The sequence below is a fragment of the Streptomyces sp. NPDC056452 genome, from assembly GCF_042796085.1.
Classification (GTDB): domain Bacteria; phylum Actinomycetota; class Actinomycetes; order Streptomycetales; family Streptomycetaceae; genus Streptomyces.
In genome coordinates this window covers 57339-74843 of sequence record NZ_JBHTRI010000030.1, presented here as the reverse complement: position 1 = coordinate 74843, position 17505 = coordinate 57339, and the positions used below count along the sequence as shown (strand labels likewise).

General features: G+C 69.9%; 16 protein-coding genes and 2 pseudogenes. 6 read left to right on the top strand and 12 right to left on the bottom strand.

Annotated elements, in window-relative coordinates; translation table 11 throughout:
- Window positions 1-81 precede the first annotated feature (81 nt).
- Together ACFQ6X_RS26625 and ACFQ6X_RS26620 are read left to right on the top strand one after the other, a co-directional pair.
- Window positions 82-1077 carry a sigma-70 family RNA polymerase sigma factor gene (locus ACFQ6X_RS26625; RefSeq protein ID WP_383184969.1) on the top strand — a complete coding sequence of 332 codons (996 nt, stop codon included), beginning with the start codon at window positions 82-84 and terminating at the stop codon, window positions 1075-1077.
- Window positions 1074-1367 carry a hypothetical protein gene (locus ACFQ6X_RS26620; RefSeq protein WP_383184968.1) on the top strand — a complete coding sequence of 98 codons (294 nt, stop codon included), beginning with the start codon at window positions 1074-1076 and terminating at the stop codon, window positions 1365-1367. Before ACFQ6X_RS26625 ends, ACFQ6X_RS26620 begins: the two co-directional genes overlap by 4 nt.
- A gap of 24 nt (window positions 1368-1391) precedes the next feature.
- Here ACFQ6X_RS26620 and ACFQ6X_RS26615 read toward each other — a convergent pair whose 3' ends face one another.
- The 10 genes and pseudogenes from ACFQ6X_RS26615 to ACFQ6X_RS26570 form a co-directional block, all read right to left on the bottom strand.
- Window positions 1392-1757, bottom strand: a complete 366-nt coding sequence (locus tag ACFQ6X_RS26615) for an STAS domain-containing protein (RefSeq protein WP_383184966.1) — start codon at window positions 1755-1757, stop codon at window positions 1392-1394.
- 20 nt (window positions 1758-1777) lie between these two features.
- Window positions 1778-1960: pseudogene (locus ACFQ6X_RS26610) on the bottom strand (Uma2 family endonuclease); the annotation flags it as partial.
- Between the two features lie 131 nt (window positions 1961-2091).
- Window positions 2092-3369: a thymidine phosphorylase gene (locus ACFQ6X_RS26605; RefSeq protein WP_383184965.1), complete on the bottom strand. Its 1278-nt coding sequence runs from the start codon at window positions 3367-3369 to the stop codon at window positions 2092-2094.
- Between the two features lie 144 nt (window positions 3370-3513).
- The gene (locus ACFQ6X_RS26600; protein WP_383184964.1) at window positions 3514-3930 is read right to left on the bottom strand and encodes a cytidine deaminase; all 417 of its coding nucleotides are present in this window, start codon (window positions 3928-3930) and stop codon (window positions 3514-3516) included.
- Window positions 3927-5189, bottom strand: a complete 1263-nt coding sequence (locus tag ACFQ6X_RS26595) for an ABC transporter permease (RefSeq protein ID WP_383184962.1) — start codon at window positions 5187-5189, stop codon at window positions 3927-3929. Before ACFQ6X_RS26595 ends, ACFQ6X_RS26600 begins: the two co-directional genes overlap by 4 nt.
- On the bottom strand, window positions 5186-6304 hold the full coding sequence (locus ACFQ6X_RS26590) for an ABC transporter permease (protein WP_329208058.1): 1119 nt from the start codon (window positions 6302-6304) through the stop codon (window positions 5186-5188). Before ACFQ6X_RS26590 ends, ACFQ6X_RS26595 begins: the two co-directional genes overlap by 4 nt.
- Window positions 6301-7887, bottom strand: a complete 1587-nt coding sequence (locus ACFQ6X_RS26585; RefSeq protein WP_383185032.1) for an ABC transporter ATP-binding protein — start codon at window positions 7885-7887, stop codon at window positions 6301-6303. The genes ACFQ6X_RS26590 and ACFQ6X_RS26585 overlap by 4 nt, the downstream gene beginning before the upstream one ends.
- Window positions 7888-8073: 186 nt before the next feature.
- Window positions 8074-9129 (bottom strand): BMP family protein, encoded by a 1056-nt coding sequence (locus ACFQ6X_RS26580; protein ID WP_383184960.1) that lies wholly within the window; start codon window positions 9127-9129, stop codon window positions 8074-8076.
- A 138-nt stretch (window positions 9130-9267) separates the two neighbouring features.
- Window positions 9268-10515: an amidohydrolase gene (locus ACFQ6X_RS26575; protein WP_383185030.1), complete on the bottom strand. Its 1248-nt coding sequence runs from the start codon at window positions 10513-10515 to the stop codon at window positions 9268-9270.
- A 369-nt stretch (window positions 10516-10884) separates the two neighbouring features.
- Window positions 10885-11862, bottom strand: a pseudogene (locus ACFQ6X_RS26570) (MarR family transcriptional regulator).
- A gap of 743 nt (window positions 11863-12605) precedes the next feature.
- Between ACFQ6X_RS26570 and ACFQ6X_RS26565 the strand changes: the two are divergent.
- The 4 genes from ACFQ6X_RS26565 (at window position 12606) to ACFQ6X_RS26550 (ending at window position 15802) form a co-directional block, all read left to right on the top strand.
- Window positions 12606-13163: a hypothetical protein gene (locus ACFQ6X_RS26565; protein WP_383184958.1), complete on the top strand. Its 558-nt coding sequence runs from the start codon at window positions 12606-12608 to the stop codon at window positions 13161-13163.
- Between the two features lie 3 nt (window positions 13164-13166).
- Window positions 13167-14948 (top strand): hypothetical protein, encoded by a 1782-nt coding sequence (locus ACFQ6X_RS26560; protein WP_383184956.1) that lies wholly within the window; start codon window positions 13167-13169, stop codon window positions 14946-14948.
- Between the two features lie 4 nt (window positions 14949-14952).
- Window positions 14953-15162, top strand: a complete 210-nt coding sequence (locus tag ACFQ6X_RS26555; protein ID WP_383184954.1) for a hypothetical protein — start codon at window positions 14953-14955, stop codon at window positions 15160-15162.
- 94 nt (window positions 15163-15256) lie between these two features.
- The gene (locus ACFQ6X_RS26550) at window positions 15257-15802 is read left to right on the top strand and encodes an MOSC domain-containing protein (protein ID WP_383184952.1); all 546 of its coding nucleotides are present in this window, start codon (window positions 15257-15259) and stop codon (window positions 15800-15802) included.
- 43 nt (window positions 15803-15845) lie between these two features.
- Here the strand turns inward: ACFQ6X_RS26550 and ACFQ6X_RS26545 are convergent, their stop codons facing one another.
- Together ACFQ6X_RS26545 and ACFQ6X_RS26540 are read right to left on the bottom strand one after the other, a co-directional pair.
- Entirely contained in the window at window positions 15846-16574 is a 729-nt protein-coding gene (locus ACFQ6X_RS26545; protein WP_383184950.1) for a hypothetical protein, read from the bottom strand.
- 169 nt (window positions 16575-16743) lie between these two features.
- Entirely contained in the window at window positions 16744-17406 is a 663-nt protein-coding gene (locus tag ACFQ6X_RS26540) for a hypothetical protein (protein WP_383184948.1), read from the bottom strand.
- Between the last annotated feature and the right edge of the window lie 99 nt (window positions 17407-17505).

Here is a 17505-nt window from a genome sequence, read left to right as displayed (position 1 = left end):
CTTCCCGCCCGATTGTCAGTGGCCTGCGGTAGCTTCCACAGTGCTGAGTGAGCGGTGTCACAGCGCAACTGGGGTGAAGCGATGAGTGATCTGACAGCCACGGCCGGGACGAGTATCGACAGCCGCCTGGAGGGACACCGGATCGAGCTGACGGGCTACTGCTACCGGATGCTCGGTTCGGCCTTCGAGGCGGAGGACGCGGTCCAGGACACGCTCGTGCGTGCCTGGCGCAACTTCGACAAGTTCGAGGGCCGTTCCTCGCTGCGTTCGTGGCTGTACCGGATCGCGACGAACGTGTGCCTGGACATGCTGAACGCGGGCAACAAGCGGGCACGGCCGGTCGACCTGACCGGCCCGACGCCGCTGGCACAGGCGGCGCTCAATCCGCTTCCCGAGAACACCTGGCTCGAGCCGATGCCGGACGGCCGCATCCTGCCCTCGGTGGCCGACCCGGCCGAGGCCGCCGTGGCCCGTGAGTCGGTTCGCCTCGCTTTCGTCGCCGCGCTGCAGCATCTGCCGCCCAAGCAGCGTGCCGTGCTGATCCTGCGCGAGGTCCTCGCGTGGAAGGCGAGCGAGGTCGCCGAGCTCCTCGACACCTCGGTCGCCTCGGTCAACAGCGCCCTGCAGAGGGCACGGGCGACGCTGGCGGACACGGACAGCTCGGCCCCGGACACCGCGAACCCGCTGGACGACGAGCAGCGCAAGCTCCTCGACCGGTACGTGGCGGCCTTCGAGGGGTACGACATGGCGGCGCTGACCGCGCTGCTCCACGAGGACGCCGTGATGACCATGCCGCCGTTCGACCTCTGGCTGCAGGGGCACGACGACATCACGGGCTTCATGCTCAGCATCGGCGCGAGCTGCGAGGGCTCCCGGCTGGTGGCGACCGAGGCCAACGGGTCCCCGGCCTTCGCGCACTACAAGCCGAATCCCGACGGACCGGGCTTCGTACCGTGGGCGGTGCAGGTCATCGACATCTCGGGGGGTTCCATCACCGGGATGCACTGCTTCCTGGACACGCCGCGCTGGTTCCCGCTGTTCGGTCTCCCCGACCACCTGGAGGCAGACGCCTCGTGAGGTTGCGCAGGCCGGTGGTGATCGGCTGGGCCCTCCTCGCGGCGGGCGGCTGGGCGGCGACCCTCTGGCTCGGCGAGCCCACGGCCACCGCCGGGCCTGGGCCTGCCCCGGCCCCGAGCTCTCCGGCCGACGCGGAACCGGGGCCGCAGCCCGAAGGCCCGTGCTCGACGGTGCGAGCGAGGCCGGGCGCCACACCGTCGCCCGCCCCGAGCGAGTGGCTCCTGAGCGTCGAGAAGGGGGGCGGGCGGCCCGTCCAGCACCTGTGTGCCTATGCCGAGGCCCGCCGCTGACCGGGGACGCGGGTGCGGTGCGGATCAGACCGGGTCCCGCGCCTGGTCCGCACCACCCAGGCCCACCACATCGGCCAGACCCACGAGGTCGAGCAGCGCCCGGAGTTCGCCCGGCACGTTGCACAGCCGCAGCTCGACGCCTCCGGCCCGGCGCGCGACGAGCGCCAGCCGGGCCAGCGCCTCGACCAGGGCGAGATCCGGGCGCAGGACACCGCCCACATCGCAGTCCACCGCCGCGGGCGGACCGGCGTCCTCGCGGCCGCGCAGCAGTGCCTCCAGCTCGGCACAGAGTCCCGGCACATCGGCCCTGGTGATGCGGCCGGTGAGGACGAGAGCGTTCGGGGTCATGGCATCCACACCACAAAGACCGGCGTGACGCCCGAAACTCATCGCTCCGGCCGGCGTGCGTCTCAGCTCACCGGGAACATCCCCGTGTCCACTTCCAGCCCGAACGGCTCGGGGAGCGCCAGCTTCCCGCCGTACTCGACCGACTCCAAGACACGGTAGGTGCCACGCTCCGGGTCACCGTTAAGGGTGGCAGTGGGCCGACCGGAGTGCCACGGATCGAGGAGCAGGAAGAGTCTCCTGGCCGCTGCCCGGGACGGGATCGACAGTGAGTGCGCTCACGGCGGTCTCCTCATTGGGTGCGTCACCGAGTCCAGCATGCCGAACGGGACCGGTGGTGGTCCACCGGTCCCGTTCACCCGAAAGGGAAAGCCCCAGGTCAGGCGATACGTTCCCGCACGACCGGCGTGGCGGCGAACGGCGTTCCGGCCGGAGCGATGTCGTACGAGTCGGGCAGTGCCTTCAGCGCGTACTCGAACTTCTCCGGAGTCTCCGTGTGCAGCGTCAGCAGCGGCTGGCCCTCGGTCACCGTGTCACCGGGCTTGGCGTGCAGCTCGATGCCCGCACCCTCCTGCACCGGGTCCTCCTTGCGCGCGCGGCCCGCACCGAGGCGCCAGGCGGCCACACCGATGTCGTAGGCGTCCAGGCGGGTCAGTACGCCCGAGGACGGGGCCGTCACCACGTGCTGCTCGCGGGCGACGGGGAGCTCGGCGTCCGGGTCGCCGCCCTGGGCGGAGATCATGCGGCGCCACACGTCCATCGCGGAGCCGTCGGCGAGTGCCTTCTCCGGGTCGGCGTCCTTGAGCCCGGCGGCGTCGAGCATCTCGCGGGCCAGCGCGAGGGTCAGGTCGATGACGTCCTTGGGGCCGCCGCCGGCGAGGACCTCGACGGACTCGCGTACCTCCAGGGCGTTGCCCGCAGTCAGGCCGAGCGGGGTGGACATGTCGGTGAGCAGGGCGACTGTCCTTACGCCGCTGTCGGTGCCCAGCGCGACCATGGTGGAGGCCAGTTCACGGGCGTCCTCGATGGTCTTCATGAAGGCGCCGGAACCGACCTTGACGTCCAGGACGAGCGCGCCCGTGCCCTCGGCGATCTTCTTGGACATGATCGAGCTGGCGATGAGCGGGATGGCCTCGACGGTGCCGGTGACGTCGCGGAGCGCGTACAGCTTCTTGTCGGCGGGGGCGAGTTGGTCGCCCGCGGCGCAGATCACGGCGCCGGTGGTGTCGAGGACGTGCAGCATCTCGGCGTTGGTGAGGTGTGCCCGCCAGCCGGGGATGGACTCCAGCTTGTCGAGGGTCCCGCCGGTGTGGCCGAGGCCCCGGCCGCTGAGCTGCGGCACCGCGGCGCCGCAGGCGGCGACCAGCGGGGCGAGCGGCAGCGTGATCTTGTCGCCGACGCCGCCGGTGGAGTGCTTGTCGGTGGTGGGGCGGGAGAGCGCGTCGAAGTTCATCCGCTCACCTGAGGCGATCATCGCGGCGGTCCAGCGGGCGATCTCGGTGCGGTTCATACCGTTCAGCAGGATCGCCATGGCCAACGCGGACATCTGCTCGTCGGCGACCTCGCCGCGGGTGTACGCGTCGATGACCCAGTCGATCTGCTCGGGGCTCAGCTCGCCGCGGTCCCGCTTCGTGCGGATGACGGAGATGGCGTCCATGTCCTTGGAGTCCTTCCGGCCGGTACGTACGCAAGAGTCCCGAATGACTCTACGCGCATAGAGGTTCTGGTTCACAAAAGGCCAAGCGGGCCCGGCGATTGAGGGCGAGCGGCCGCCGGAAGACCCCGGCGGCCCGCCCCCGCGCTACCTCAGGTGCTGCGGCCCGAAGGCCTGCGGCAGCATCTCGTCGAGCGTCCGGAAGCCGTCCGGGGTCTCCAGGACGAGCTCCGGTCCCCCGAACTCGTACAGCAGCTGCCGGCACCGCCCGCACGGCACGAGCACCGCGCCCCTGCCGTCCACGCAGGTGAAGTGGGTCAGCCGGCCGCCGCCCGTGGCGGCCAGCTGGGAGACCAGGCCGCACTCGGCGCACAGGCCGATGCCGTACGACGCGTTCTCGACGTTGCAGCCGACGATCGTGCGGCCGTCGTCGACCAGCGCCGCGACGCCGACCGGGAAGCCCGAGTACGGGGCGTACGCCCGGGACATCGCGTCCCGGGCGGCCGTACGCAGTGCCTCCCAGTCGACAGCCGCCGCACCGGCATCCGCGGACGGCGGTGTCACTTGCCCTCGCCCTTGCGGTACGGAACACCGTCCGCCTTCGGCGGCCGCAGCCGCTGCGCCGACAGCGCGAGCACGAGCAGCGTGGTGACGTACGGAGCGGCGTCCACGAACTGGCTCGGGACCTGGTCCGTCAGCGCGTACCAGGTGAACAGCAGCGCGGAACAGGCCGCCGAGATCACCGCGGACACGTACTTCTTCCGGTACAGCTGCCAGAACGCGGCGATGACCAGCAGGATCGCCAGGAGCAGCAGCATCGCGTGCACGTTCTCCGCGCCACCGCGCAGCTTGAGGCTGTCGGTGAAGCCGAAGAGCCCGGCACCCAGGGCCATTCCGCCCGGCATCCAGTTACCGAAGATCATCGCGGCGAGACCGATGTAACCGCGGCCGCCGGTCTGGCCCTCCTGGTAGATGCTCGTGGCGACGATGGCGAGGAAGGCGCCACCGAGTCCCGCCAGTCCGCCGGAGATGACGACGGCGATGTACTTGTACTTGTAGACGTTCACGCCGAGGGTCTCGGCGGCCACCGGGCTCTCGCCGCAGGAGCGGAGCCGCAGGCCGAACGCGGTGCGCCACAGGATCCACCACGTGGCGGGGATCAGCAGCAGGGCCACGACGGTCAGCAGGGACAGTCCGGTGACGAGCCCGCCGATGATGCCGGCGAGGTCGGATACGAAGAACCAGTGTTCTTGTTGCAGGTCCTGCATCCAGTCCGACAGCCCCGGAATGGTGATCTTGTCGATCTCCTCGAGGCGGGGGGACTGCTTGGAGGAGCCGCCCGGCTCCTGGGCGAACGTGAAGTTCGAGAGGTAGCGGGTGACTCCGACGGCGAGGATGTTGATCGCCACACCGGAGACGATGTGGTTCACGCCGAAGGTGACGGTCATGACCGCGTGCAGCAGACCGCCGAGCGCGCCGCCGATGATGCCGAACAGCACGCCCACCCACGGGCCCCACTGGAATCCCGCCCAGGCACCGAACCAGGTGCCGAGGATCATCATGCCCTCGAGCCCGATGTTGATGACGCCGGCCCGCTCGGCCCACAGACCGCCGAGGCCGGCGAGGCCGATGGGAACGGCCAGTTCGAGGGCGCCCGCGACCTGACCGACGGAGGTCACGTCCTCCGCGCCGCTGATGAGGCGGACCAGCGAGACGAGGGCGAGAGCACCGGCGATGATCAGGAGGACGACGGGCAGGGAGAGCTTGCGGCGTCCGCCGCCCTTCTTGGGGGCGACGCGTGCGGCAGGTACTTGGGTGCTCACAGGGCCGCCTCCTTCTCGGTCGTGAGGGCGTGGCCGGCGGCGAGTTCCTCGCCGACCTTCTGCTGCTGACGGCGGGTCCCGTAACGGCGGACCAGTTCGTAGCTGATGACGACGGAGATCACGATCAGGCCCTGCATGATCGTGGCGATCTCCTTCTCGAACCCGAACTGGTCGAGCGACGAGGACGCCTTGTCCAGGAACGCGATCAGCAGGGCGCTGAGGGCGATGCCCACCGGGTGGTTACGGCCGAGCAGCGCGATGGTGATGCCCGTGAAGCCGATGCCGACCGGGAAGTCGAGGCTGTACGTGTGGGTGTCGCCCAGCAGCGTCGCCATTCCGGCCAGACCGGCGACCGCGCCGGAGATCAGCATGGAGGTCAGGATCATCTTCTTGGCGTCCACGCCGGACGCCTGGGCGGCGGTCTCGCTCGCGCCCGTGGCCCGCAGGTCGAAGCCGAACCGGGTGCGGTTCAGGACGAACCAGTAGACGAGGCCGCAGCCGGCGGCGACGAAGGTGAAGCCGTAGATCTCTCCGGCCTCGGCGCCCAGGGACAGCCCCGGGAACCAGCCGGACTCCGGGATCTCGCCCGTGGTCAGGTTGTTGGAACCGGCTGCCTGGTCACCGAAGTTCTTCGGCAGGATCAGCCAGGCGATCAGCGAGGTCGCGATGGAGTTCAGCATGATCGTCGAAACGACCTCGCTCACCCCCCGCGTCGTCTTGAGGATGCCCGCGATGCCCGCCCAGAACGCGCCGACCAGCATCGCGACGACGACGATCAGGGCGATGTGGAGCGGTCCGGGAAGGCTGACGCTCGCGCCGACCAGGGCCGCCATCATCGCCGCGAGGCGGTACTGGCCGTCGACGCCGATGTTGAAGAGGTTCATCCGGAAGCCGACCGCGACCGCGAGAGCGGCGAGGTAGTACGTACCGGCCTGGTTGATGATCAGTACCTGTACGTCGGAGTACGACGCCTGCTCGAACAGCAGCCGGTACAGCTCGAACGGATCACGGTTCGAGATGAGCAGGACCACGGTGGCGAGCGCGAAGGCGACGACCAGGGCGAGTACCGGCCCTGCGAAGCCCAGGATCAGCCGGTCCTTGTCGAATTTCTTCATCGGGCCTCGTCCTCCGGTGCTGCGTCGAGGTGACCGGCGGCGGCGCCGGTCATGGCCGAGCCCAGTTCCTCGGGGGTGATGGTGGCGGGGTCGGCGTCCGCGACCAGCCGTCCGCGGTACATGACGCGCAGGGTGTCGGAGAGCCCGATGAGCTCGTCCAGGTCCGCCGAGATGAGCAGTACGGCGAGTCCTTCGCGGCGGGCCGCGCGGATCTGGTCCCAGATCTGCGCCTGCGCGCCGACGTCCACGCCACGGGTGGGGTGGGCGGCGATCAGGAGCTTCGGTTCGTGGCTCATCTCGCGGCCGACGATCAGCTTCTGCTGGTTGCCGCCGGAGAGGGAGCCGGCCGTGACCTCGATGCCCGGGGTGCGGACGTCGTACTCGCGCACGATCCGCTCGGTGTCGTGGCGCGCCGCCTTGGGGTCCAGCAGGAACCCGCGGCTGTTGGGCTTCTCGCTGACGTGGCCGAGGATGCGGTTCTCCCAGAGCGGTGCGTCCAGCAGGACTCCGTGCCGGTGCCGGTCCTCGGGGATGTAGCCGATGCCCGCCTCGCGCCGCTTGCGCGTGGGCGCGCGGGAGATGTCGTCGTCGCCCAGGGTGATCACGCCGCTGTCGGCCGCCCGCATGCCGATGAGCGCGTCGATCAGCTCGGTCTGCCCGTTGCCCTCGACGCCCGCGATGCCGAGGACCTCACCCTTGTGGATGGTGAAGCCGACATCGGACAGGACGTCACGGACGGCTCCGTCCGAGTCCGTCACGCTGAGGGAGAGCCCCTCGACGCGGAGCATCGGCACATCCGTCACCGTGGACTCACGGGTCTCGGGCGAGGGGAGCTCGCTGCCGACCATCAGCTCGGCGAGCTGCTTGGTGGTCGTGTGCGCGGGATCCGCGGTGCCCACCGTCGTACCGCGCCGGATCACCGTGATCTCGTCGGCGACCGAGAGGACCTCGCCGAGCTTGTGCGAGATGAAGATGACGGTGAGTCCCTCGGCCTTGAGCTCGCGGAGGTTCGCGAAGAGCGCGTCGACCTCCTGCGGCACGAGCACCGCGGTCGGCTCGTCGAGGATGAGGATGCGGGCGCCGCGGTAGAGGACCTTGAGGATCTCCACGCGCTGGCGGTCGGCGACCCCGAGGTCCTCGACGAGTGCGTCGGGCCGGACCCCCAGGCCGTACGCGTCGGAGATCTCCTTGATCTTCTTACGTGCGCCGGAGCCGATGCCGTACAGGCTCTCGCCGCCGAGGACGACGTTCTCCAGGACGGTGAAGTTGTCGGCGAGCATGAAGTGCTGGTGCACCATGCCGATGCCGCGCGCGATGGCGTCGCCGGGGTTACCGAACGAGACCTGCTCGCCGTCCACGGCGATGGTGCCCTCGTCCGGCTTCTGCATGCCGTAGAGGATCTTCATCAGCGTCGACTTGCCGGCGCCGTTCTCGCCGACGAGGGCGTGGACGGTGCCCTTGCGGACGGTGATGCCGATGTCGTGGTTGGCGACGACGCCGGGGAAACGCTTGGTGATGCCGTGCAGTTCTACGGCAGGGGGGCTGCTGGACGCGTTGATGACGCACTCTCCTTGGCCGGACAGGAGCGGGGGCGGAGGGGCAAAGGGGCGGGGTGAAGTTATCGCGCCTGAGGGCTGTCTACACGCGTAGCGCTGCCGAATCGTAAATCAGACGGGCGGATCTTCTTCGGGGAGTTACTCCGGAGGCCCGGAGCGGCAGTGATGCGCACGCTCCGGGCCCACAGGAAACCAGACGAACGACCGGGGTCGTTACGGAGTGGTCTTGACGGTGATCTTGCCGTCGATGATCTCCTGCTTCGCCTTGTCCACCGCGGCGATGACCTCGGTCATCTCGGTGAAGGCCGGGTTGGACATGGCCAGGCCGACACCGTCCTTGTCCAGGCCGTAGCGGATCTCACCGGTCTGCGGCTTGCCGTCCTGGACCGACTTGATCAGGTTGAAGACGGCCAGTTCGACGTCCTTGGTGACCGAGGTCAGGATCGACTTCTTGTAGGCGGCGAGGCCTTCCTGGTTGTACTGGTCGGAGTCGACGCCGATGTTCCACTTGCCGGCCTTGGAGACGGCCTCGATCGCACCGGAACCGGCAAGACCGGCCGCGGAGTAGATCACGTCGGCGCCCTGGTCGAGCTGGCCCTGGGCAGCGGCCTTGCCGAGGTCGGGCTTGGAGAAGCCGTCGAAGTTCGGCGGCTGGGTCAGGTACTGCGGGATGACCTTCACCGAGGGGTCGGTGTCCGCGACACCCTGGGCGTAGCCCGCCTCGAACTTCTTGATCAGCGGGGTCTCGACACCACCGATGAAGCCGACCTTCTTGGTCTTGGTGACCTTGGCGGCGGCGACACCCGCGAGGTAGGAGCCCTGCTCCTCGTTGAAGACGATGTTGGCGATGTTGTCGCCGGTGACCGAGGCGTCGTCGATGATGCCGAAGGTGATCTTCGGGAACTTCGGCGCGACCTTCTTGATGGCGGGCGCGTAGGCGAAGCCGACACCGATGACCGGGTTGTTGCCGGCGCGGGCCAGCGAGGTGAGGCGCTGGACCTTGTCCGCGTCCGACTCGCCCTCGGAGGGCTCGGCCTCGGTGCCCTTGACGCCGAGTTCCTTCTCGGCCTTGGCCAGACCCGCGTAAGCGGCGTCGTTGAACGACTGGTCGCCGCGGCCACCGATGTCGTACGCGATGGCGGTCTTGTTGTCCGTGGACGACGACGCGGTGTCCGAGGAGGACGAGGACGAGTCGCCGCACGCGGTAACGCTGAGTGCGAGTGCCGCGGACATAATGCCCACGGTGGCAATCCTGGTGATCCGGCGCAAGGGAAGGCTCCTTCAAACCTGACCGAAGCGCCTCTTCCGGCGCTGGTTTCGCGGCGATCGTAACGCGCGTAGATGTCAGATAAGGACCTGTACGGAAGCCGTTATCGGATCGTCGCGAACAGGAGGTGTCCTGTCCGGTTACGAGCGGTTGCCGTCGAGCAGCGCCGAAGCGGTGAACAGCTCCACTCCAACAGTGATCGCCTCCTCGTCCACGTCGAAGTTCCCCCGGTGCAGGTCCAGACCGCGGGTGTCGCCGGGCGTACGCACTCCGAGCCTGGCCATGGCGCCGGAGACGTGCTCCAGGTACCAGGAGAAGTCCTCCCCGCCCAGGCTCTGTTCGGTGTCCTCGATCGCATACGATCCGCGGCGGGCGGTCATCGCGGCGTCCAGCAGACCGATGGATTCCGCGTCGTTCACGACGGGCGGCACACCGCGGATGTAATTGATCACGGTCTTGGCCCGGTGCATTCCGGCCACCTCGTCGACCGCCGCGTGCACCAGATCCGGCGCCTCGCGCCAGGCGTCCAGATCGAGGCAGCGAACCGTTCCGGACAGTTCGGCGTGTTGCGGGATGACGTTGGGCGCGTGCCCGGTCTCCAGCCGCCCCCACGTGAGGGCGAGCCCCGCGCGCGCGTCGACCCGCCGGGCGAGCAGCGCGGGCACGTCGGTGGCGACCCTGGCCGCGGCGGTGACCAGGTCGGTGGTCAGGTGCGGCCGGGCGGTGTGCCCGCCGGGCCCGTCGAGGGTGATCTCCAGCCGGTCGCAGGCAGAGGTGATCGCACCGATCCGGAGCCCGACCTTCCCCACGTCCACCTTCGGGTCGCAGTGCACGCCGATGATCCGCCGGACGCCCTCCAGCGCCCCGTCCTCGATCGCGTCGGCCGCACCGCCGGGCAGGACCTCCTCGGCCGGCTGGAAGATCAGCCGCACGGGGTTCGGCAGCAGGCCCTGCCGGTCGAGCTCGGCGAGCACGAGACCCGCACCGAGAACCGTGGTGGTGTGGACGTCGTGCCCGCAGGCGTGCGCCCGGTCGGGCACCGTGGACCGGTAGGAGATGCCCTCCTTGGTGTCCGGAATCGGCAGCGCGTCGATGTCGGCCCGCAACGCGAGCATGCTCCGCGTGTCGCCCTCCCGCCGTCCCACGTCACAGATGAGCCCGGTCCCGGTCGAGAGCACCCGGGGCTTCAGCCCCGCCCTCTCCAGCCGGGCCTTGATGGCCGCGGTGGTACGGAACTCCTGGTTGCCGAGCTCGGGGTGCATGTGAAGGTCACGCCGGAAGGCGATCAGCTCGGCACGCAGCTCATCGGACAGGGCGCCGGGAAGCACACCGGGCAGGGCGACTCCCCCGGGCAGCTCGGCTTCGGCGTGGGACGCGCGGGACTTCAACTGGTTCACCCAGTGAAGGGTAGGCCCCCGGGCCCCTCAACTGGCCACAGATCAATAAAAGTTCAGCCGCTTAGAGGAACAAAAGTTGGCGTTGCGGCGTGTGACGGGCGTTCACGGTGGGTACACTCCGCCGTTCTCCACGGCGGCGCGAGCGGGGCGCGAGCGCGGCCGCACACGGAATCGACCCGCCCGGTCGGCCCGACCCACCCGGCCCGCCCGACCCGCCCGCCCCGCCCGGTCGCCGGGCAAGGATCACCGGCCACTCCCGATTCGCCCTCCCCATCGGATCACGCCCGCCAGTACGGGGCCGTGGCACGACGCGCGACGCGCGGTTCCCGATTTGGGAGTGGTCAGCACCGCTTCCGGCGGTCAGGGCAGCCGGAGGGTGCCGACGTAAGCCGCTGCGTCAGGTCCGTCCGCGGTCGGCGCCGTGGCCGGGCCGGTGTCCGGGGCGGGTTGCCGGCTGGTGCGGCAGGAGCGGCAGAGGGCGTCGGGGAGCGCCTCCGGGCGGCCGGGGGCGCCGCACTGGGTGCACTCGACCATCAGCCGGCGTACGGGCGCATCCTGCGCGGGCGCGGCGGGCAGCCGGGGCGGGATCTTGTCGCGGAGCCGGCGCCTGACGAATCCGACCGGTGAGTCGACGGCGGCGGGGAGACCGGCCGCGAGGGTACGTACGAGGTACTCACCGTCCACGCCCCGCGCGAGTCACGCGGCGGCGAGCTCCTCCAGGGCGGCGCAGTCGCCGGCGGAGAGGGCGAGCCGCGGGTCGACGCGGCCGAGCCGGGCCAGGGCGAGGTAGGCGGGCGAGTGGCCCCGCGGTGCCGACGCCGTTGCCGGTGCCGGGGGCCGCCGCTGCGGCACGACGGCGGCTGCGCCCGGCACCGGGACCGGTGCGGCGGCAGACGGGGCCGGGATCGGCAGGGGCGCGGGCGGTTCCGGGTTGCCCTCCGCCTGGAGGCGGGCGATCCACCACTCGTTGTCGCGGGCCGTCCGGGACCAGTACGTGCGGGTGACCCAGCGGACCTGCCCGTCACCGACGGCGGCCAGGCACCGGACGTGGCGCAGGTGCCCGGCGACGCCCAGGGCCCTCAGCGCGCTGCCGACGGCCATCTGCCCGTACGGCGGCAGGTCCTTGGCCAGCGACTTGATGTCCATGGCGGCGCCGTCGGGGAGCCTGTCCACGTACCCGGCGATGTGGCGCTCGCGCTCCGGCAGGAGCACGAAGTCATCTGCGCGGGGCGGACGTTGATCCGGTACGGAACGCTTGCCGTAGCCGGGATTGGCCCTCGCGTACGGGCGCGAGGATGCGGGTGCGCGCAAGGCGGAGCTAGGGTGCTCGGTAGCCACGAGATCGCTCTTTTCGATCTTGGGGTGAGACCCCGGCACGGTGCTTCAACACCGAGTCGGGGTCGTTCAGTTGTGGGCACCGTAAGCAGCCGCGACACAGCGCCGCAAGCCGGTCACGATTAGTCATACTTGCTGGCCGAGACGGGTCAGGGAGGGTGGGGAGGTCTACCCAACCCTTCTTCCGCCTACCGGAGGAAAGACAGCGCTCGGACCCCGGGGCTCGCATCCCGACACCCGGATCCCGAAGCTCAAGACTCGGGCCCGCGCCCGTCCACGTACCCCCGAGGAGTGAACGGCCCGGTCACGGAGCTCGGAACCCGAGCCCCGGAACCCGAGCTCCGAGCCGACGCCCGAGACGTGGCCGCTCGCCTTTCCCCGGCCGACCGACCAAAAGGACACCCTCTGCACCGGGGTTACCTGGTTCAGAATTCAACCGGTACGGGAAAGCGGGTGAACAATCCCGCAGCTGTAGCGAATTGCCGGGCGAGCCTTTGGCCGGAGAGTGCGCCGACCTCAGATGTTCCTCAAGAGCCTTGTAGTGAACGGATCTTGGAAGCCATACTTTGATCAAGGTCGCCCACCGCCCCCTGACCAGGGGCACATTGGTGGGTTTGCACCGTCGGCGGCAGGGATCGCCAGGGGGCTTCCATTCCGCCTGGCTGCTCTGTCGATCTTCCGCTACGGGCGTGGCGCTTTTACCTGCCTGCGTCCGGGCGACAGAAGAATAAATGGGGGAATATTCCGTGAGGAAGAATCAAGGGCGGACCGCTGCGCGGGCCGTCGTGCTCGGGGCCGTCGCCTCAGCAGTCCTGACAGCGAGTGTGCTGCCGGCTGTTGCGGTCGAGAACAGCAAGTCGAACACCCGCAGGGTGAGTATCGGCACGCTGAAGGTCGGCTTCAAGGACACCTGGCGTGGCGCGGGACAGCGGACGTGGACGCTCGATTCGTCCACTGCCTCTGCCTCCTGGAAGAGGAATTCCGCGGGTCCGGTGGCCAGCTACACCATCAAGCTGAGCGACGGTATCTGCTTCAACAAGTATGGGATAGGCAGCGTGAGTGTCGGTGGCGGCGGGTTGTCCCCCGGCGGCATCGGTGGCGAGGACGACTGCGGCGGCGGGGTGTACGCCGGCGACAAGAACTCCGCTGTGGTTGCCAATCACGGGAGGGTCATCGGACGCGGGAATCCGTACGGCCGATGGATTTGGGTCTCCCACACGGCCACTGCCAGCATGAAGTACGGCAACACTCACTACGACGTGAATGCCTACAGGCGCACCAGCCCCATAGGCGGGACCGTCTGACGCATGTCGTTCTCGACCACCGGGGGGCGGAAGCCCGCTTCCGCCCCCCGGCGCCGTTTGTTCGCCGCCCTGCTGACCACGGGGCTGATGGGCATCGTGAGTTGTCAGGCTCCGCCGCAGCTCCCGCCCGATGAGGGACTGCACATCGGGCCCCGCGTACAGGCTCCTGACGCAGTGACGGCTCGGCTGGCAGCGACCTTCGCCGACCGTCCGTCCGCCATGAGCACCGTTCCGCTGACGGGTGAGGACCCGCACCGGACCGCGGCGGCAGTCGCCGTGCTCCGCAACACCGGCCGGCCCGAGGCGGCGACCGACCTCGGCCGGCGTGCCGCCTGGTGGTCGGATCGCGTACTCGCCACGCAGGAGGACGACGCGGCGCTGCGCATCCAGCATCTGCGGGCAGGCCTCCAGGCGTTCGGGAGTGAGCTGGACCCGGACCTCGTGCGGCCTGCGGCTTCCGCTGCGGTCCGCGCTCTGCTTCTCGCCGGGCCGGCCCTTCCGGACGTGGAGGCGGCGGCACGGCTGGCCGACGAGATCCACCGCACGGATCCCGGCAACGCACGGTGGCAGACAGCCGGTACGCAGGTCAGGGGCCTGGTGGCGGGACATCTGGAGGCGCAGCCCCGGGCTTGTCGGGTCACGGGTACCAGCGAGGTGCTGTCGGACTACGTCGCAGCGCGCACGTTGGGCGGCCTTGGTTTCTCCTGCTCTGTGGGCCCGAGGACCGGCGACGCCGTCCGGGCCGAGATCGCACGGCTGGTGAAGCGGGACGACTCGTGGTCCGTACCGGAAGCCGTTCTGCTTCTGCAGGTGTCGGGCGCTGCGCGTTCGGACGGGCGCCAGGACACCGGAGACGTCGAGACCGTGGGCCGGCGGGCCCAGGATGCGCTGCGGGACTCGCTGGCCGGCAACGGCCCGTACTACCGCAAGGCCTCGGCTTCCCTGACCGAGTTGGCGGTGGCCTCCACAGCACTCGCGTCAGTGCCTGGCCGGCCAACGGTCGCGGTGGCGGACTCGACGGCTGAGGCGATGGCGGACATCGCCCTGCTGCGGGGCCGGATCTCGGACCAGCCGGACGACAACTCGGCTGTTGACGGGTATCTCGCGACCGTCGCTCAGGCTCAACTGACCGGAACAGCCGCCGGCCTCGGTGAGATCCGGGAGCCGGCTCCGACGGCGCCGCTCCGGGAGCAGGTCCGCTTCTTCCTGCAGGCGTCCCTCAAGGCTGAACCCTTGGCGTCCAAGGACATCCTCAGCAGGGCGAAGACCGAGCTGAAGCGGACGGAGGACCCCCTCGACCGGATCACGGTGACGACATCCGCGACGCTCGCCCTGCTGCGGACGGACCAATCCTGTGCCGTCCTCGACCACGACAAGCCCCTGCTCAAGGACGCGGTGAAACGAGCCGTCGCGCAGTACGCGCAGGGCAGCGACGCGGTGAAGGCATGGCTGACCCTGCTCTGGAGCACCACCGCCGCATGCGGAGGCTTCCAGAAGGAGACAGCGGCCGAGTCCTCGTCCTTCATGGAGCAGTTGAAGAGCCACGAGGCGACGCCGGACAACCCCACCGCGCAAGCCGTGGCGGCGTGGAGCAGCGCGGAACTGGCGTGTTCGAAGGGCGCCGAAGCGGGGACGGCCCCGGCCCGCCCCGTCGGACTGCCGGCGCTTGCCGGGGACAGCGACCCCGGCGAGGGACTGGGCCTGGGCACCTATGCCGCTCTGCGCACGAGGGAGATGGCGGCCTCGCCGTGCTCCGGAGGCCTCAGAGATAAGCTGAAGGGTTAGAACAATGAGTTCACACAACGAGGGGCGGGCGACGATGACGGTCCGAGCACGGGAGCGGTTCCTCGGAGGCGGCTTCCTGTTCGCCGCCTTCCTCACGGTGGTCTACGGATTCGGAACGGCACAGGCCGACGGATCGGTCGGGACGGCCCTGATCGCGGCTGCGCTGGCCGCTGTCGGAGTGTGGCTGATCCGCGGAAGGCGCAGGCACGGCTAAGGCCTGTCCCGCACAAGATGTCTGACCGGTCGAGGCTGGTCGCGGCGCCTCTTAGGATCGGCCTCGCCAGGGACCGACAACAGGTGGGGAAACGATGGCCGGCCACGTCACCGCGGTGAGCTGCAACGCGACGTACTCGTTCAGCAAACCGAATCGCGAGTCCATCACGCTGCTTGCCGGTCTCGGGGTCGAAGGGGACGTTCACGCCGGTGAGACGATCCGCCACCAGTTCCGCATGACCTACGAGCCGGACCTGCCCAATCTGCGCCAGGTCCACCTGATGCACGAGGAGCTCTTCGACGAGCTCGCGCTCAAGGGCTTCGATGTCTCCGCCGGCGGGCTCGGGGAGAACATCACCACCCGAGGCGTCGACCTTCTCGGCCTCCCCACCGGCGCTCTGCTCCACCTCGGGGAGCAGGCAGTGGTTGAGGTGACGGGGCTGCGCAACCCGTGCGCGAAGATCAACGACTTTCGTGAGGGGCTGCTGGGCGAGGTCTTCGCCTTGGACCCGGCCTCGGGCGAGTTCACCTTCAAGTCCGGCATCATGGCCGTGGTCCGCCGTGGCGGACCCGTTCGCCCCTACGACTCCATCGGCGTCGAACTCCCGCCCCAGCCCCACCGCCCCCTGGAACGCGTCTAGGGTTTCCCCCTGTTCCGATGGCACCGGCCGACCACTGTCGGCCTCAACCGACTCCGTCGCCCGGCGCCACCGGGTGCGTCTCCAGCTCCGGGGCGGCCAGCAGTTCGGCGATCAAGGCCTGGGACCCGCCGACGTACGTGCTTACCAGGTCCACGTCACCGCCCAGGCACCAGGCTCGGTCCTGTGGCCACCACAGGTCGGGCAGTTCGGCGAACTCGTCCAACGACACCGGTGAGACGGCTTCGGCCAGTGTCCCGGTGAGCAGGACCTCTTCCCGGCCGGGAGTTTCGAAGTAGGGAACCCGGTCGAAGTCCCACCGCCCGTAGCCGTTCCACAGACCGAACCAGCAGCGCTCGGACGTACGGGTGTGCCGGGCCAGGACGGGGATCAGAGCCTGGGCGACAGCGGGCGGCGTCGGTCCCTCCGCCGGATGTTCGTCCCAGACACCGGGCAGGCCGTACGCGTCGGCATTGGAGTAGTCGCGGTCCATCCCGATCAGCTCGTGCCAGTTCGTGCCCGGCGCGACCTCGCGCCCGTATGCGGCAGCCACCCCGGCCCACCGCACCGGCCGCTCGTCCAGGGAGGCCGGATGCAACACCCTGGCGTAGGCGGCGAATCCGGGTGCGGCGACGCCTGCCACGGTCCCGAAGTCACCGTGCCCCGGGGCACGCTCGCTGAGCCAGCGGGCCGGGCCGAGATCGGCGGTCCGCACGCGCAGGAGTCCGTAGTGTCCGGGAGCGGGGTCCCGGTCCACCGGGCGGTAGTCGTTCACCCCGCACAGTCTGCCCGGCTGGACCGCCGGAGTCCCGCGGGACGCAGCCGGGCCGTAGGCGCTCGCACCGCCGGGGGGGGCGTCCTCCCGGATCCCCCGGCGGGAGGACGCCCCGGCTTTCATGGTGGTCGTGCGGTCGGTCGGTTTCGCGATGCCGTCTGCCGGGGCGTCAGTACAGCCTCTTGACCGCCGTGGTCGTCGTGTTCTTGAAGGCGGCCACCGGAGCGTCGGCGAAGGTCCCCATCTGCCCCCAGCTCACGACGGTCACCGTCCGGCCGTCCCGTCCCACGGACAGCAGATGGATGTCCGTGGCGCCGTAGGACGTCGTGGTGTGCAGACCGTGCACCCGCGCGCCCTCCTCGACCGGCAGCGAACCGTAGTCCCTGCCCTCGGCCTCGACCTCCGGGTCGTTCTCCTCGATACGGTCGGCGCAGGAGCGGATCTCCTCGTTCAGCAGTGCGGCGAGCGCCTTGCCCTTGGCGTCGGAGCCCGCGACGACGGTGACCTGTGCGGCGCCGGTGTCCAGATCGGTGTGGAAGACCCGGTGCCGGTAGTCGTAGGCCGGTACGCCCTCGCCCAGGCAGTAGGCGAGCTCGACCGGGAAACCGTCGGTGACCGGCCCCGCGACCCAGTCGGACGAGGGGTGCGGCGGCAGTTGGGACGCCTTGAGGAACGCGGGCGGGACGGCCTTCGCCGACACGACGGCGTTCTTCGCTGTGACGGCCTTCCCCTGCGCGGCGCCCTCCGTTGCCTGGGTCGGTGCCGCGCAGGCGGCGAGAGCGACGACGGAGAGCGCGGCGGCGAGCACAGCGGTGCGGGTGTGCATGGGCATGGGTGTCCCCCGTGTGGAGTGCGTGATGAAGTGCCTGGTGGCATGCGTGGGATGTGGCGGTGTGACGGCCCGACGTCATCGCGCCGGCCGTCGTACGAC